This window comes from Natronorubrum marinum, from assembly GCF_052040125.1.
Classification (GTDB): domain Archaea; phylum Halobacteriota; class Halobacteria; order Halobacteriales; family Natrialbaceae; genus Natronorubrum.
This window is the reverse complement of the sequence record NZ_JBPPFV010000001.1, coordinates 1,129,260-1,144,818: the sequence shown is the minus strand read 5'-3', so window position 1 is coordinate 1,144,818 and position 15,559 is coordinate 1,129,260. Positions and strand designations below refer to the sequence as shown.

Sequence of the window (15,559 nt, the reverse complement as noted above, 5' to 3'; positions counted from 1 at the left end):
CGCGACACGACGCCTGCGGGATCAAAAAGCGTGGCGAAGCCGGCGGTCTACTCGTCCCCGCTGTCGCCGTCCGCGCGCTCCGCAGACGTCCGCGACGCGATCGGATCGAGTCCCTTGCGGGCTCCGTCGAGTTCGGACAGCCCGCGAACGAGCGCGTAGAGGAGTGCGATCCCCAGCGGGAGGAAGATGACGGGCGAGACGTCGAGATAGCCGTAGAGCAGGTAGCAGACGACCACGACGACCATGACGGTCGTGGCGTAGTAGATCTGCGTGCGCACGTGGTCGATCAAGTCGGCCCCGGTGAACGTCGACGACAGCACGGAGGTGTCGGAGATGGGCGAAGTGTGGTCGCCGAAGATCGCCCCCGAGAAGACGGCCCCGACGACGACCGGCATCAGGTCGAACGTTCCCGTCAGGCTGTAGGCGAGTTCGATCGCGAGCGGCGTCACGATTCCCATCGTCGCCCACGACGACCCCATCGTGAACGCGATGAACGCCGCGACGAGGAGGATCGCGATCGGGAACAGCGCGATCGGAATCGCATCCCCGACGGCCCCCGCAACGTAGTCGCCCGTCTCGAGGGCCGACGCGACATCGCTGATCGCCCACGCAAGGACGAGAATCGTGACCGCGGTCACCATGAGCCGGAAGCCGTCGATGACGGTGTCGACGCCGTCGCCGAGATCGAAGAGATCGTAGGCGACGCCGATCGCGATTGCGGTCGCGACCATGGCGAACGAGCCCCAGACCAGCGCGCCGGCGAAGTCGCCCGCGCCGACGACGTCGACGAGCACCTGCAGCCAGCCGTCCTCGCCCGCGGCGGCGCCGATAGCCGTCGGTGCGCCCGCCTCGGCTTGCGCCGCGGTCCAGGCGTCGTAGCCCGTCCAGAGCGCGCCGGCCAGCGTGACCGCGATGAGGACGACGACGGGCGCGAAGAACGTCCGCAACATCGGTCGGTCCTCGATCGGTTCGCCGAGATCGCGCTCGACTTCCTGTAGCGGCTGGGCGCCCTCGCGGTTGACGTTCCCGGTCGTCCACGCGCGGTGTTCCGCGTCGAGCATCTCGCCGAAGTCCCGACGGGTGTAGACGACGATGCCGACCATCGCGATCGCGAGCAGCGAGTAGGTGTTGTACGGAATCGACCAGACGAAGGTTTCGAAGGCCGTCGGGGCCTCCTCGACGCCGAGGTCTTCGTAGCCGGCGGCGATCAGCGAGAGTTGGAAGGCGACCCAACTCGAGAGCCCGATCGTCGCCACGGGCGCGGCCGTCGAGTCGACGATGTAGGAGAGCTTCTCGCGGGAGATGCGGAACTGATCCGAGATCTCACGCATCGTACTCCCCACGATCGCGGTGTTCGCGTAGTCGTCAAAGAACATGAGCAGCCCTAACACCCACGTCGTCAACCCGACCGTTCGCTGGGTCTCGAGTCGGGCCGTCGCCCAGTTGCGGACGGCGGTCGCCCCGCCGAGGCGCCAGATGAGCGCGACGCCCGAGCCGAGCAGGATCGTAAACAGCAGGATCTGGACGTGAAAGCCTTCGTCGGCGATGATCGCGCCGACGATCCAGTCGAACGTCTGTGCGAGACCGAGGCTCTCCGTGTAGATAACGGCCCCCGACCAGACGCCGAGGAACAGCGAGAGCATCGGCCGCCGGGTGACGATCGCGAGGACGATCGCGAGCAGCGGCGGAACCAGCGACAGTGCACCGAATTCGGACATAGTAGACGAGCCATCGTGCTGGCGAATAACGCTAGTCGATCGGAACGGTACACTCAGCCTGCTAACTAATTCCTGCGTGACTGAACGAGCGAGTGGACAGTCGCTCGGGTCCACACTACCATCGAACGAAACCACCTCCAGCGTCTCGACCGTCTCGACCGTCTTGACACCGCGGAAGCTACCGCCGTAAAATCAGCTTCAGCACGTCCTCGTCCTCGAGGACGTGGTCCTTGCCGACCTGTTGCTGGTCGTGGGTCGCGCTGGGACCCGTTACGCGAGCGAAGCGGAACCGCTCTTCCATCTCGCCGCCGAGTTTCTCGATGGCTTCGGCGACGGTGGCGCCCTCCTCGATGACGAGGGGCTCCTCCCAGTCGATGCCGCGCCCGGGTTTCTCCATGTAGACCCGGATGAGCCCCAGGTTCTCCCAGATGCGGTCTTTGAGGACGTCCAGTCCCTTCTCCTCCTCGGCGCTGATGAACGTCACCTCCTCGGGATCTAAGTCGCGCTCGCGAAGTTGCTCGTCCACGGTTTCCTTGTAGGAGGGTTCGATCAGGTCGACCTTGTTCACGCAGGTGATCGACGGGATGTACTCTCGGTTCTCCATCAGGCCGTCGACCAGTCTGTCGATGTCGACGTTCTCCTGCAGATTCAGGTCGGCGTTGACGTAGCCCTGATCGCGCAACACGTCCGAGATCGTCTTCTCGTCTAAGTCCTGCTCGGTGCTCGAGGTGATCTTGATGCCGTCTTTGATCTTCGGCCGGACTGTCACCCGCGGCGGTTCCTGATCGACGCGGATGTTGATGTCGTACAGTTCCTCTTGCAGCCGATCGTACTGCTCGATCTCGAACACCGAGAGGGTGAAGATGATCAGGTCGGCGTTCCGGACGACCGCAAGCACCTGCTGGCCGTCACCCTTCCCCGTCGCTGCGCCCTCGATCAGTCCGGGCACGTCCAGCATCTGGATGTTCGCCCCGCGGTGCTGGAGCATGCCGGGGTTGACGTCCAGCGTCGTGAACTCGTAGGAGCCCGTCTCGCTCTCGGCGTTGGTCAGCGAATTCAACAGCGAGGACTTGCCGACGCTCGGGAACCCAACCAGCGCGACGGTCGCGTCGCCGTGTTTCTCGACGGAGTAGCCGGTGCCGCCGCCGGCCGAACTCTGATTCTGAAGCTTCTCCTTTTTCTCCGCGAGCTTGGACTTCAGCCGGCCGATGTGGGCCTCCGTCGACTTGTTGTAGGGCGTGTTGGCGATTTCGTCTTCGATCTTCTCGATCTCCTCCTCGAGCCCCATTTGTCTGTACCCAACCGCCCGTGCCGAAAAACACTTTCGACCCCTCCGCAGTACGGTGACGACGGCGCCGTCGTGCGCTCGGTCGTCGCGATACCGCGCTCGTCGTCGACTCGCCGCTCGAGCGGCGAGGCCCGAAGCCGACCGGCTCCGCTCAGTAGTCGACGACGATGGTATCTTTCACGACTCGGATCCGATCGACGGGGACGAGCAGCCGACCGTCCTCGTCGGTTTCGAAGTCGAGCGACCGGGATTCGATCCGTGCAGATGGGTCGACGACGAGATCGTTGAGTTTCCCGGATGTCGTATTCAGCGTGAGGTTGTAAACGGTTCCGAAGTCGACGCCGTCGACACCGACGACGGACTTTTTCGTTAGCGATTTCGCGAGTAGTTCGCCCATGACTCTCCAGCCGACGGTATCGCCCATAACTACCCGGACGCTTAGGACCCTGCAACGGTTGCACTCGACAGTTTCGCTCTCCGAAAGCGACGATATGCGGTCCATAGGGACCGACGAGCGCGACGTCGATGACGACGCTGAAGAGCCCGCGCTGCAGTGACCGAGACGCTCCGTCCCCGTTTCGGGACGGACGACGACCGTCCGTCTCCCCGGTGGGACGCTTCGAACGGGATCGTATCCACGCACACCACGAACGCCACGCGGTACTACCACCGGATTCCGGCACCGACGGCGACGGTTTCGACACAAATAAACGACGCGCGACGCACCGTGCACACGATGTCAAATGCGGCGCGGCTGCGCGATAGCACCCAGATCGTGCTCCCTCGAGCGGTCCTCGAGGGCCTCGAGCCGCCGCTGGACGACGAGTTCACCGTGACCATCGTGGCCGACGGCGAGGACCGCTGTCGGGTCATCGGCAGCCCGGTCGAGATCAAGGCGACCAGCGAGTTTCTCGTCCGCCGCGGGATCCCGGTTCAGTAGCGTCCCGACGGCGTCGCGCGTAACATTCCCTACCCCGTCTACGGCACGCTCAAGAACTGAATCTGAATCGAGCGTGTCCCTTGCCCGGACGAGGAGCGGACGCGACGACGACCCCATCCCGCCCGCGAACTGCCTACCGCTCGGGGTGGGTCGGCGCGTCGAACCCGCCGCGGACTAGCGGCTTCGAAATATGTCTTCGTGCGCACGGGGGAACTTCGTACCAGCCCGTCTCGAGGTCGCGGTCGCGCTCTCGCTCGGCTTTCCCGTCCCTGCTGGTCCCGCAGTCCCGACAGCGGTAGCCCTGATTCCGCCCGGCGCTTTTCATCCGCCGGTCGCAGTCGGGACAGGTCGGGGTCACGCGCTCGGTCGTCACCAGTTCTCGGACCGCAAACTTCTCGAGTTTGAGCGTTCCCCGCGACACCTCGCCGCAGACGGTAAGCCGGTCGCCGACTTGCAGCGCTCGCACCCGGTCGCGGAACCGCTTCGTGGGTTCGAACGCGGCACACTCGAGCCGTGGGGTGTCAGCCGACCCAGCCGCCAGAGCGACGAACACGTGCCCCCCGCGACGCGTTTCGGGCTCGCTCGCGACCCGTCCGTCGACCCGGTACGCCCGGCCGTCGACGACCGACTCGAGGTCTCCATCTCGCAGGTGGACGTCCGTCCCCTGATTGGTCACGAACAGTTGGCTCGAGGCCACGGGTTCGCTTTCGATCATCCCGGCGACATCGCGAACGGTGCCGGGATCGTCGCCGCGGATCCCGTACAGGATCGGGCCGGGGGTGTGGGGCACGCAGACGGGCTCGTCCTCCCCGCGGTCCACCGTGTCCCAGACGCCGGGGTAGCCACGGTCGGCCGCGTCGAAGACGCTCTCGCGGTCGACGTCTCGCGGGGTTCCCCATCGGCTCGCATCCCGATAGGAGATGTGTTCGTACGTCCACTCCGAGAGCGCCCGACGACTGCCGATCGCGGCCAGCGCGCCGATCCGCCCGCGTCCGTCGCCCGCGTGCCACGAGCGGTAGCCGTGGCGCCCGAGTAGCGCCGTCGCCTCGGCAATCTCGAGGTGTTCGCGAATCGCCCGACCGGAAAACTCGCTCACGTCATCGGGAACGTCCTCGAGCCCGCCCTCGGTCACCACGAGCCCCGGATTGGTTCGCTCGTCGGCCGTCTCCGAGAGCGACTCGAGGCGGTCTCGAGCGATCGAAAAGGCGTGATCAGGGTCGGCGTCGGTGTATATCGCGAGCGCAGCGTTGCCCCGCGTCTTGTACGGTACGGCGGGGTTGAGTCGGACGAGAAGCAGTTTCGAAACCGTAGCCCCCTGTCGACGCAGTCGCTCAGCCACCTGTGCGGCGACGTAGGTCGTACACATCCCGCGCTCGCGGGAGTCGGTATCGTCGAGGCCGACGACGGTCATCGCTCGGAGTTGGGACGGGAGCGAGTAACCGCTTTCGGGATGGGTCCTCGAGTTGTCCACTCGAACTGGATCGAACCGATCAACGGAAGCGACCTATCACCGACGGGGGCGGTAACAAGTATAAAAGTATACTGCCGGTACGTATCCGAACCACGATACGGCACCCGGATGTCCCGGGGAAAACGTCTTATACGAGGAATCGCTTACATCCCCCTATGTCCCGCTCCGCACTGGTCGGCAACGTGACCGCGATGTTAGAGGACGCGGGATTCGTGGTGAGCGACCGGTGTGCGATCCGACCGAAGAGTTTCGATATCGCTGCGCGCCGGGGTGACGACCTCATTTTGGTCAAAATCCTCGGCAACATCGACGCGTTCAACGAGGCCACGGGCCACGAGATGCGTCGCCTGGGGACCTACCTTCGGGCGACGCCGCTGGTCATCGGCCTCCGGAGTCGCGACGAGGATCTCAAACCCGACGTGACCTACTTCCGTCACGGCGTCCCCGTCCTCAGCCCCGATACGGCGTACAACCTGTTCATCGAGGAGGTCCCGCCGCTGATCTACGCCGCACCCGGCGGCCTCTACGTCAACATCGACGGCGACCTGCTCGCCGACGAACGTCAGGATAAAGAGTGGAGTCTCGGCCAACTCGCGACCGAACTCGGCGTCTCCCGGCGAACCGTCTCGAAGTACGAAGACGGGATGAACGCCTCCGTCGAGGTCGCGATGACGCTACAGGAGCTGTTCGACGCGCCGCTGACGAGTCCGGTCGACGTACTCGACGGCGCCGACGAGGTCCACGAGAGCGACTCGACGCCCGACGACCCCGACGCCGACCCCGACGACGAACAGGTCGTCGCCGTCCTCACGCGGGCCGGCTACAGCGTCCACCCGACGCTGCGTTCGCCGTTCAAAGCCGTCAGCCGTGACGACGAGGACGACGACGAAGAGGTCGTGCTCACCGGCCACTCCGAGTTCACGAAGGCGGCCGAGAAACGGGCCCGGATCATGAGTTCCATCGGCCACGTCACCCACACGCAGTCCGTCTACGTCGTCGACCGGGCGAAACAGGAGTCCGTCGACGGCACCGCGCTGGTCGAACGCGACGAACTCGAGGAGCTTCGCGACGCCGCGGAGCTCCGGAAGGTCATCCGAGAGCGCGCCGAACACGAAGAAGCTGCTTAGATCGGTTTTACAGCGGTTCAAGTGCGATATCCGGCTTCGAGATGACACGCAAGCTGTCGCTCACGAGTTGACGCAGGAGCGAGAACCGATTCGAACGACCGAACGGCAGGGACGACTCAGGCGTACGTTTCTTCCAGGTACTCGACGATATCGTCGCTCTCCGGCATTCCCTCGACGCCGTTGGCCTCGTCGGTGATGACGGGAACGCCGGTCTGGCCGCTGACCTTCTCGACTTCGGTGCGCTCGTCGTGTGACCGAGGGACCTCGATCACGTCGTACTCGAGCTCGAGGTCGTCGAGTTTCGTGCGGACTTTTGCGCAGTACGGACAGCCGGGGAGTTCGTACATCGTAATGTCAGCCATATGGATACGGATAGTCGACTCAGCCCTAAGAGACCACTGGTCGGGTGTCGAATTGCCGCAATCGATGACGAGCGGGACGAAAGCGACGGCGCGCGCCGATCAGAACGTAATCTGTCCCGCTTCGACGGCGAAGTAGATCGTGAAGTAGCAGACGAACAGGACGGCGAGCACCCACTGACCGGGGCTGACGTCGCGTGCCTCACCGATAGCCGCCTTGATCAGCGGGTAGCTGATGATCCCCGCAGCGAGTCCGTTCGCGATCGAGGCGGTCAGCGGCATGATCGTGATCGTCAGGCCGGCGGAGATGGCCCAGACGGGATCCTGCCAGTCGATGTCGGCGACGCCCTGGAGCATGATGATCCCGACGACGACGAGCGCGATGTACGTCGCGTACTGCGGAATCGCTCGCATGAGCGGCACGAAGAGCAGCGCCGCAAGGAACAGCACGCCGACGACGAGTGCGGTGAAGCCGGTTCGGCCGCCCTCCTCGATACCCGTCGAGGACTCGATGTAGGTCGTCACCGTCGACGTCCCGATCATCGCGCCGAACGTCGTCCCGACCGCGTCGGCCATCAGCGGGCGTTCGATCTCGGGGAGATCGCCCTCTTCGTTGAGGAAGCCGCCGATCTGCGAGACGCCGATCAGCGTGCCCGCGGTGTCGAAGAAGTCGACGAAGAAGAAGGTGAAGACGACGAGCGCGAAGACGAGCGGATCGTCGGCCATCATCCCCAGTCCGTCGACGAAGCCCGAAATCAGCGGCGTAATATCGTACTCGACGGAGAGCAGCATGCTGAAAAGCCCGTCGCTCGTCGCCTGCTCGTACGCTGGTTCCGGCACTAACGCGCCGGGAGAGACGACATCGAGGAGCGTCAGCAGCCAGCCGGCGACCGCGGTCGTCAGAATGCCGACGATGATCGAGCCGCGGATGCCGCGAGCGTAGAGGAAGAAGGTCAGCGCGAGCCCGGTGAGCGAGAGCGCCGCGACGGGGCTCTCGAGGACGTTCCCGAGCGTCAGCAGCGTCGCCTCGTAGCCGACGACGACCTCCATCTCCTGGAGTCCCAGAAAGAGCAAGAAGACACCGATACCGGCCCCGACGGCGAACTTGACGGGTTCGGGGAACAGTTCGATGACGTACTTTCGGGCCCCGACAGCCGTCAGTGCGATGAAGATGATCCCCTCGACGAAGACGGCGGCGAGGGCGAGTTCCCACGGCACGCCGAGGATGATCACGACGGTGAACGCGAAGAAGGCGTTGAGCCCCATCCCGGGGGCCAGCCCGAACGGGCGGTTCGCCCAGAACGCCATCACGCCGATCGCCAGAACGGACGCGAGGATCGTCGCGATCGCGATCACGTCTCGCGTCTGGGCGTCGGTGTAGCCGTCGATCGTGATGGCTTCGGCCAGAATCGCGGGGTTGACCACGATGATGTAGGCCATCGCCAGAAAGGTCGTCACGCCGGCGAGCGTCTCAGTTCGATAGTCTGTCTCGTGTTCGTCGAATCCGAAGTAGGCCGCGATTGTATCGGAAGCCCCCATATTGGACGATCGAGCATAACAAGAGCGATTAGTTAAAACTTCCCGTCCGAAAGCCGATAGCTAATAGACACGTTCGTGCAATGATTCCGCGGTAACCACCTTCGACAACTTCGGTTCGGTCTTCCGCCGAGGGCTCGAGGAAGGCCGTATTGGGACCACCTTTATCGGCTCCGGGCGAAACGCTCGACTATGGGAGAGACGGGACGCGGGCCGTTCACCGGCGATTCGGCCACCGGACCGCGCCACATCGACGACCGATTACGGCGACGGCCATCGAACCGTTCGCTGCGACGGCCATCGAACCGTTCACTGCGACGGCCGCCGGACCGTTCGGCAGGTGATCGCCCGTGATCGAGAACCGAGATCGGCTGGCGACGACCGACGCTCGGGATCTCACCCTTGAGTGTCTCGAAGCGGGAATCGCGGCCGGCCACCCGCGGCGAGTGATCCGCGAGGCCGTCTCGCTCGAGGGACGCGATCGCCTTCGTGTCGCTGACGGGACGGGCAACCTCGCACAATACGACCTCACCCAGTACGACGAGATCATCGTGCTCGGCGGCGGGAACGCCGCCGCACACGTCGCCGCGGCGCTCGAGGACGTTATCGGCGATCGGATCGGCGGTGGGGTCGTCGTCACCGACGATCCGGCCGAGACCGACCGCGTCGCGGTGCTCGAGGGTGACCACCCGGTGCCGAGCCAGCGCGGCGTCGAGAGCACGCGCGAACTGCTCGCGGCCGCCGACGCGGCGGACGAGCGAACGCTTGTACTGGCGGCGATCACCGGCGGCGGGAGCGCGCTCGTGTCCGCGCCAGCGGGAGACGTCTCGCTCGAGGATCTGCAGTTGACGACCGACGCGTTGCTCGAGAGCGGCGCCGACATCAGCGAGATCAACGCGGTTCGAAAACACTGCTCGGCGCTGAAAGGGGGCCAACTGGCCCGGCGCGTAGCCCCCGCGACCGTCGTCTCGCTGCTCCTGAGCGACGTCGTCGGCAACGATCCGAGCGTGATCGCGAGCGGGCCGACGGTCCCCGACGGGTCGACGTTCGCGGACGCGATTGCGGTGTTCGAGCGGTACGAGATCGACGTTCCGGAGGCCGTCGTCGATCGGCTCGAGCGCGGCGCCGCCGGCGAGATTCCGGAGACGCCGGACGCCGACGATCCGGTTTTCGAGACCGTGGAGACGTACGTCGTCGCCGACGGAACGACGGTGCTCGAGGCGGCCCGCGAGGTCGCCCTCGAACGCGGCTACGAACCGCTCGTGCTCTCCTCGCGCGTTCGCGGCGAGGCCCGCGAGGCCGCCACGACTCACGTGGCCATCGCGGAGGAGGTGCTGGCGACGGGAGTCCCGCTGTCGCCGCCGGCCGTGCTCCTCTCGGGCGGCGAGACGACCGTGACGGTCGCCGGTGACGGAACTGGCGGGCCGAACCAGGAGTTCGCGACGAGCGCGGCGATCGAACTCGTGGACGGGCGCTCTCTCGAGGGAGAGATCACCGTCGCGGCCGTCGACACGGACGGGATCGACGGCGCAACCGATGCGGCGGGGGCGCTCGTCGATGGGACGACCGTCGAGGATCGAGAGACCGCTCGGACCGCGTTGCGAAACAACGATGTCTCGCCGTATCTGGCCGAGCGGGGCGAACTGATCCGAACCGGTGCGACCGGCACGAACCTGAACGATCTGCGGGTGGTCGTCGTCGAAACGAAGGCGACGGACGGCGACTGACGGATGCGATCACGGAGGCGATTGCGGACAACGCGGCGCTCACGTCGGTCTCCCCGTCCTCGAGCCAACGTATTTGACCTCGGAGCGTGTACTACTGTACCATGAGATTCGTCATCGTGGGTTACGGACGGGTCGGATCGCGAACGGCGCGCATTCTGAGCGACGAAGGTCACGAAGCCATCGTCGTCGACAACGATCCCGACCGCGTCGAGCGCGCGGAGAACGACGGGTTCGAGACGGTTCACGGCGACGGCGCCGACGAGGACGTCCTGGTCGACGCCGGGATCGATACGGCCGACGCAATCGGTGCGTTCTCGCCGGATCTCAACGTCAACTTCGCGGCCTGTATGGTGGGCGAACACCACGGCTGTCGCACCGTCTTGCGGATCGACGAGGACTACCGCGAGGACATCTACGAGAGGTACGCCGCGGACGTCGACGAGATCATCTACCCCGAGCGACTCGGCGCGGCGGGAGCCAAGACGGCCATGCTCGGCGGCGACTTCAACGTCGTCGCGGATCTCGCGACGAACCTGCAACTGACCGTCCTCGAGATTACGGACGGCTCGCCAGCCGTCGGGAAACGGATCAGCGAACTCGAGTTACCTGCGGGAGCACGGATCTACGCGCACGGCCGCGAGCGCGAGTCGCTGACCATTCCGTTACCCGGAACGGAACTCGCGAGCGGCGACGAGGTCGCGATCATCACCGAAACCGATCGGGCGGACGACGTTCGGTCGGCGCTGTTACCGGCGAGCGCCTGATACGGATTGCTATAACGGTTTACCGGCCCGACCGCAGGACGGCTCGCGGTCGGGCCGGAGATGACTTACAGTAAACCGTATGACACCCTGCGTCGCGGAGACGACCGTCTCTGTCGTGATCGGTCGTCCGCACAAAAGCGAGAGGGGAGGAATGCTGGCGCGCGGATGGGGTGGGTTGGAGTGGGATGGGGAGCGATTTCCGCCAGTGCGCGCCAGTTAAACCGATTGTCTCGAGAGCCAATAAAACCGCGTCAGACGCCCGAATGACACGGGTCAGCCCGCGGGTATGTCAGCTATCAGGTCGGAAGACGAGGACGTTCTGGTGGACCATCGACGGGACGAACGAGAACGGATAGCCGTAGACGTGGAGATCCTTCGTCGGATCGTACCAGATCAGAGTCGCCGCGAGCGTCACGGGTGCCGTCGCCTCGATCGCTCGCGCGAGATCCGCCGAGAGGAACTCGTAGGACTGCTCGCGGTACATATCGCCGATAAAGACGACGAGGTGGCCGTCGGGGGCGACCGCGTCGGCAAAGCGGTCGAACTTCTCGGCCATGTCGGCCAGCCACTCGGCTTTGGACTGCGTGTCCGATTCGCCGCCCGCTTCGTCGTCGGCTCTGTCGGTTCTTTCGGCGTCTCCAGCGATTTCAACGCCTTCAGAATCTTCAGCATCTTCGTCCGCGTCGAACGCGCCGAGTTTGCTCTCGCGGGTCGCGCGCTCGTTTCGGGTCTGCTCGAGTTCGTCCATGTTCCAGTAGGGAACGTCGGTTAGGAGCAGGTCGACCGAGTCGTCCGGAATCTCCTCGATCAGGTCCGCACAGTCGCCGTGGCGCACGTCCTGTTCGGAAAGCGGCGGTTCCCCGCGGCTCCGTCGCGCTTCGTTCTCGCGCTCGAGGACCGTCTCGTAGATCTCGATCCAGCGTTCGGTGCGCTCGAAGCCGATCGCCTCCCGAAGCCCCGTCCCCTCGTGCTCGCAGAAACTCGCGCCCAGCAGGGTGCCGCCGACGCCGGCGAACGGGTCGAGGACGGTATCGCCGGCCTTGCTGAACCGCTCGATCAGGTCGGCACAGAGTCGGGGCGGCTTCTGGCCGCCGTGTTCGCTCCGCAGGTCGTGTTGGACGTCCGGCGGGTAGCGCTCCGCGATCACCGATTTCGTCGCGTACTTCCACTCCTTGCCCGTGAGGTCGTTGATCCGATTTCGCTCGTCGTAGATCCCCCGCCCCTCGACGTAGCGCTGGTGATCGGCGAGTTCGTCGGTATCGATCAGTTCGCCGTCCTCGACCGGGAGCGACTCCTCTCGAGCGCGTGCAGCGTCGAACTCACCGTCGTCGTCCGTAAACAGGCGACTCTGTCGGTGCCGATCCCCGTCGTCTGCCATATACCTCGCATGCTCACTCGGGTCGCTTAAACGTGTGTCTCTCGCTCGAGCGACCGAAAAAACGTGACCGGAACTGCGGACGGAGACTACTGCGTGTAGGAACTCTCGCCGACGACCTCGAGGAACTCGCCGCGACCGGTCGACTCCGCCTCGTCGAACTCGGTCACCCGTAGTCGGACGCGTTTCTCGACGGTCTCCGGACCGGCACCCTCGACGATCAGTTGGGTATCACCGACGTAGGCCAGTCCCGCGTCGGTGCCGTTCGTCTCGGAGACGAACACGCTGATCTCGTCGCCCACGTCGAACGACGGCCTGGTACTCCGGAACGTCCATCCTTTGAAATACGTATTGAAGAAGCTCATATGCGTGCCACCTCCTCAGTTTCGCGGTCGGTAACGTACTCGCGGCCGAAGCCGGTGATGGCCGCGACGACGAACACTGCGACCAGCAGCCAGCCCTGGAAGACGAACGGGACGACGTCGATCGGCGTGACGAGCATGTCCGTGTCGAACCAGTCGTAGGCCGCGGGTAAGTCTTGCATCGCCGTGTAGCCGGCGAGGACGCCGCCGGACCACGGGAAGATGTAGCCGAGCGCGGCGGTCTGCCCGTCCAGAATGTTCGCCCGACGGTAGCCGTTCAGGTTGAACCGTTCGCCGATCTTCGAGATGTAGGGCCCGATCGCGACCTCGGCGGCCGTGTTGATCGTGATGACGGCGTTGATCAGCGCCGCGGAGCCGACCATCGTGAGTTCGGCGTTGCGAACGTTCGTCGCGAGGTTCTCGATCGACCAGTCCAGTATCGCCTGGAACGCGCCGCCCCGAATCATGATCTGGGCCGCCGCGATGATCAACAGGACGAGAATCGCGAGTTCGAAGAAGCCCGCGGCACCGTTGATCAAGCTCCCGCCGACGCCGACCGCGTCAGGGTTGTCGACGATGGTGAGAAACGGGAGGAACTCGAGCGGTTCGGCCACCGGCGCGTCCTGTGGCGCGTTGAAGGTGACGATGTCGCCGACGCTCATCAGCCCCAGCACGAGGCTGAACGCGATCGCGGAGACGATCCCCCACGAGATCGCTTCGACGATGTGCCGGCCGGCGACTGCGGCGCCGATGACGATCCCCATCGAGACGAGGTGGATCAAGCCGATGGGTTCGCTCTGGGCGACCAGAATCTCCTGGGCGTCGCCGGCGATCTCGAGCCCGCCCATGAACTGTCCGGCGACGACGTAGCCGACGAACGCGATGAGCGCGGCGATGATCGCGTACTTGAACCGCGAGGCGACGACGCCGCCGATGTCGGAATCCTGCGTGACGGCGCTGACGATCGTCGTGTCGCTGACCGGCGCGAGGTTGTCGCCGAAGATCGCACCCGACAAAATCGCGCCGAACAGCAAGACCGGGTTCGCGCCGAGCAGGATGCCCGCCGGGAAGAACAGCGTGACGAACGCGATAGCCGCGCCGTACCCCGTTCCGATTCCCGTCGTGAACAGCGCCGCGAGGACGAACGTGACCGCCGGGAAGAGCGTCGCGCCGATCCCCGCGACGTCGGCGAACCAGACCAGTCCGTCGACGAAACCGCCGTCCTGTAACACCTCGGCGAACATCCCCGCCCAGATCCAGGCGACGATCGCCGTCACCGCGACGGGTTGGGTCATCCCCTCGAAGATGGTGTTCGCGTAGGATTTCCAGTTCCCGCGGACGAAGAACATTCCGACAATGAGGCCGATCAGGATCCCGACGATCAATCCGCCGGTATCCGAGATCCGCCAGAGCGCCGTCTGTGCGACGGCCCAAACGATAAAGAACGCGATCGGGAGCGCGCTCATTCCGCGGCCGCCGTAAAACGCTATTCGTGGTTCGTCGTCGTCGGTTCCCTGGACGAATGCGTCCGTCGGATCGCCATCAGTCGAATCATCACTGACACCACTCATTTGAACTCACGAGATGTATAATCAAACTCTCGCTGAAAAGTCTTACCAAGAAATGAGTGGGTTACTTCCGGCCGACACGTCTCGGCGACAGTTCGCCGACCGTCCGCTGGAGAGCGCCTCTTTGGACGTCCCATAACTCGGCGAGTCGCTTCGAGTCGGCCCGGTGCTTTTGTCGGTTCCGGGAGAGAGAGGAACTGATGGGAGTCCTCGAGAGCGTCGCGCTGTTGGTCGTCGGTACGGCTGCCCTCTGGCTCGGGGCCACGTGGCTCGTCGCGGCCGCCTCGAGGCTCGCCGAGTCGGTCGGGATCTCGTCGCTCGTCGTCGGTCTCACCGTCGTCGCCTTCGGCACCTCCGCGCCGGAGATCGCCGTCTCGACGACCGCCGCACTCGAGGGTCAGGGCGACGTCGCGGTCGGCAACGTCGTCGGTTCGAACGTGTTCAACCTTGGCGTGATTCTCGGGCTCGTCGCCGTGCTCGCCCCGTTCCGGGTCACGACGACGCTGCTCCGTCGCGACGCGCTCGTGATGGCCGGTACGACAGTCGTCGCCGCCTTTATACTGGCGGACCAGTCCGTGTCGCGACTCGAGGGGACGCTGCTGCTCGTCCTCTTGCTCGGCTATCTCGGAGCGCTCTGGATGGCGATCCGGCGGTCGTCGGGGACGGACTCGAGCGGGGAGCCCGATAGTTCAGACGGCGGGGCGGCGATCGAGAAGATTGAGGAAATCGAGACGATCGAGAGTCCCGAGATCGAAGCGATCGGCGGGACGGCGGACGAGAACGGCCTCGTCACCGACGAGACCGCAACAGCCGACGATCCCGTACGGCTCGGTCGCGAGAGCGTTCGCCTGCTCGTCGGCCTCGCACTCGTCATCGCCGGCGGTCGCGTCCTGGTTACCTCGGCGACGACCATCGCACTCTCGGTCGGGATCTCGCCGTGGCTCGTCGGCGTGACGGTCGTCGCCGCCGGGACCTCGCTGCCGGAACTCGTCACGTCGGTCGTCGCGGCGCGACGGGGCGGGGTCGCCATCGCGGCGGGCAACATCATCGGCTCGAACGTGTTCAACTGCCTCGGCGTGCTCGGCCTCGCGGCGGTCGTGCGTCCGATGACCGTCGACCCCGCCGTCTTCCCCGGCGTCGTCTGGCTGGTCGCCCTGACCGCCATCGCGACGGGCCTCCTCGCGACCGGCAGGCGCGTAACGCGACTCGAGGGCGCGATCCTCGTCGCCATCGGCTTGGGCTACTGGGTCGCGACTGCCGTGAGCTGACCGCCGGCAGTGGCGTTTCACGGTGGTAACACAGATGTCAGCGAGACGCTTTGTAC

The 15,559-nt window shown here is 65.2% G+C and carries 14 protein-coding genes; 5 read left to right on the top strand and 9 right to left on the bottom strand.

The features are described 5' to 3' along the window. Nucleotides 1-47 precede the first annotated feature (47 nt). The 3 genes from ACSFC5_RS05740 to ACSFC5_RS05730 all read right to left on the bottom strand — a co-directional run bounded on the left by ACSFC5_RS05740 (nt 48) and on the right by ACSFC5_RS05730 (nt 3,430). Nucleotides 48-1,718 (bottom strand): Na+/H+ antiporter NhaC family protein, encoded by a 1,671-nt coding sequence (locus tag ACSFC5_RS05740; protein ID WP_440764286.1) that lies wholly within the window; start codon nt 1,716-1,718, stop codon nt 48-50. Nucleotides 1,719-1,896: 178 nt separating this feature from the next. Then, complete coding sequence (locus ACSFC5_RS05735; RefSeq protein WP_440764285.1) at nt 1,897-3,006, bottom strand: OBG GTPase family GTP-binding protein; 1,110 nt, start codon at nt 3,004-3,006, stop codon at nt 1,897-1,899. A 151-nt stretch (nt 3,007-3,157) separates the two neighbouring features. Then, nucleotides 3,158-3,430, bottom strand: a complete 273-nt coding sequence (locus ACSFC5_RS05730; protein WP_440764284.1) for a PRC-barrel domain-containing protein — start codon at nt 3,428-3,430, stop codon at nt 3,158-3,160. Nucleotides 3,431-3,742: 312 nt separating this feature from the next. Here ACSFC5_RS05730 and ACSFC5_RS05725 point away from each other — a divergent pair, with 312 nt between their 5' ends. Then, complete coding sequence (locus tag ACSFC5_RS05725) at nt 3,743-3,946, top strand: VNG_1110C family protein (protein WP_440764283.1); 204 nt, start codon at nt 3,743-3,745, stop codon at nt 3,944-3,946. 133 nt (nt 3,947-4,079) lie between these two features. Here ACSFC5_RS05725 and ACSFC5_RS05720 read toward each other — a convergent pair whose 3' ends face one another. Next, nucleotides 4,080-5,357: a TiaS agmantine-binding domain-containing protein gene (locus ACSFC5_RS05720; RefSeq protein WP_440764282.1), complete on the bottom strand. Its 1,278-nt coding sequence runs from the start codon at nt 5,355-5,357 to the stop codon at nt 4,080-4,082. 215 nt (nt 5,358-5,572) lie between these two features. On the opposite strand from ACSFC5_RS05720, the gene ACSFC5_RS05715 reads away from it, so the two are divergent. Then, a complete protein-coding gene (locus ACSFC5_RS05715; protein WP_440764281.1) occupies nt 5,573-6,544 on the top strand; it encodes a transcriptional regulator in 972 nt (323 codons plus the stop codon). 116 nt (nt 6,545-6,660) lie between these two features. Here ACSFC5_RS05715 and ACSFC5_RS05710 read toward each other — a convergent pair whose 3' ends face one another. Continuing rightward, on the bottom strand, nt 6,661-6,906 hold the full coding sequence (locus ACSFC5_RS05710; protein WP_440764280.1) for a glutaredoxin family protein: 246 nt from the start codon (nt 6,904-6,906) through the stop codon (nt 6,661-6,663). A 99-nt stretch (nt 6,907-7,005) separates the two neighbouring features. Next, complete coding sequence (locus tag ACSFC5_RS05705; protein ID WP_440764279.1) at nt 7,006-8,442, bottom strand: NCS2 family permease; 1,437 nt, start codon at nt 8,440-8,442, stop codon at nt 7,006-7,008. A gap of 347 nt (nt 8,443-8,789) precedes the next feature. Between ACSFC5_RS05705 and ACSFC5_RS05700 the strand changes: the two genes are divergently transcribed. Both ACSFC5_RS05700 and ACSFC5_RS05695 read left to right on the top strand, forming a co-directional pair. Further along, a complete protein-coding gene (locus ACSFC5_RS05700) occupies nt 8,790-10,166 on the top strand; it encodes a glycerate kinase type-2 family protein (RefSeq protein WP_440764278.1) in 1,377 nt (458 codons plus the stop codon). Nucleotides 10,167-10,267: 101 nt separating this feature from the next. Next, complete coding sequence (locus ACSFC5_RS05695; protein ID WP_440764277.1) at nt 10,268-10,930, top strand: potassium channel family protein; 663 nt, start codon at nt 10,268-10,270, stop codon at nt 10,928-10,930. 289 nt (nt 10,931-11,219) lie between these two features. On the opposite strand, the gene ACSFC5_RS05690 is transcribed toward ACSFC5_RS05695, so the two are convergent. The 3 genes from ACSFC5_RS05690 to ACSFC5_RS05680 all read right to left on the bottom strand — a co-directional run bounded on the left by ACSFC5_RS05690 (nt 11,220) and on the right by ACSFC5_RS05680 (nt 14,238). Next, nucleotides 11,220-12,308 carry a DNA methyltransferase gene (locus tag ACSFC5_RS05690; RefSeq protein ID WP_440764276.1) on the bottom strand — a complete coding sequence of 363 codons (1,089 nt, stop codon included), beginning with the start codon at nt 12,306-12,308 and terminating at the stop codon, nt 11,220-11,222. Nucleotides 12,309-12,394: 86 nt separating this feature from the next. Then, nucleotides 12,395-12,670, bottom strand: a complete 276-nt coding sequence (locus ACSFC5_RS05685) for a DUF7513 family protein (RefSeq protein WP_440764275.1) — start codon at nt 12,668-12,670, stop codon at nt 12,395-12,397. After that, nucleotides 12,667-14,238: a Na+/H+ antiporter NhaC family protein gene (locus ACSFC5_RS05680; protein ID WP_440764274.1), complete on the bottom strand. Its 1,572-nt coding sequence runs from the start codon at nt 14,236-14,238 to the stop codon at nt 12,667-12,669. Before ACSFC5_RS05680 ends, ACSFC5_RS05685 begins: the two co-directional genes overlap by 4 nt. A 197-nt stretch (nt 14,239-14,435) precedes the next feature. On the opposite strand from ACSFC5_RS05680, the gene ACSFC5_RS05675 reads away from it, so the two are divergent. Beyond that, the gene (locus tag ACSFC5_RS05675; protein WP_440764273.1) at nt 14,436-15,503 is read left to right on the top strand and encodes a calcium/sodium antiporter; all 1,068 of its coding nucleotides are present in this window, start codon (nt 14,436-14,438) and stop codon (nt 15,501-15,503) included. The last annotated feature ends 56 nt before the right edge of the window (nt 15,504-15,559 follow it).

Bases quoted from the DNA above. Each gene is read 5' to 3' on its own strand.
- ACSFC5_RS05740 (WP_440764286.1), bottom strand. From the start codon at position 1,718: ATGTCCGAATTCGGTGCACTGTCGCTGGTTCCGCCGCTGCTCGCGATC.
- ACSFC5_RS05735 (WP_440764285.1), bottom strand. From the start codon at position 3,006: ATGGGGCTCGAGGAGGAGATCGAGAAGATCGAAGACGAAATCGCCAAC.
- ACSFC5_RS05730 (WP_440764284.1), bottom strand. From the start codon at position 3,430: ATGGGCGATACCGTCGGCTGGAGAGTCATGGGCGAACTACTCGCGAAA.
- ACSFC5_RS05725 (WP_440764283.1), top strand. From the start codon at position 3,743: ATGTCAAATGCGGCGCGGCTGCGCGATAGCACCCAGATCGTGCTCCCT.
- ACSFC5_RS05720 (WP_440764282.1), bottom strand. From the start codon at position 5,357: ATGACCGTCGTCGGCCTCGACGATACCGACTCCCGCGAGCGCGGGATG.
- ACSFC5_RS05715 (WP_440764281.1), top strand. From the start codon at position 5,573: ATGTCCCGCTCCGCACTGGTCGGCAACGTGACCGCGATGTTAGAGGAC.
- ACSFC5_RS05710 (WP_440764280.1), bottom strand. From the start codon at position 6,906: ATGGCTGACATTACGATGTACGAACTCCCCGGCTGTCCGTACTGCGCA.
- ACSFC5_RS05705 (WP_440764279.1), bottom strand. From the start codon at position 8,442: ATGGGGGCTTCCGATACAATCGCGGCCTACTTCGGATTCGACGAACAC.
- ACSFC5_RS05695 (WP_440764277.1), top strand. From the start codon at position 10,268: ATGAGATTCGTCATCGTGGGTTACGGACGGGTCGGATCGCGAACGGCG.
- ACSFC5_RS05690 (WP_440764276.1), bottom strand. From the start codon at position 12,308: ATGGCAGACGACGGGGATCGGCACCGACAGAGTCGCCTGTTTACGGAC.
- ACSFC5_RS05685 (WP_440764275.1), bottom strand. From the start codon at position 12,670: ATGAGCTTCTTCAATACGTATTTCAAAGGATGGACGTTCCGGAGTACC.
- ACSFC5_RS05680 (WP_440764274.1), bottom strand. From the start codon at position 14,238: ATGAGTGGTGTCAGTGATGATTCGACTGATGGCGATCCGACGGACGCA.
- ACSFC5_RS05675 (WP_440764273.1), top strand. From the start codon at position 14,436: ATGGGAGTCCTCGAGAGCGTCGCGCTGTTGGTCGTCGGTACGGCTGCC.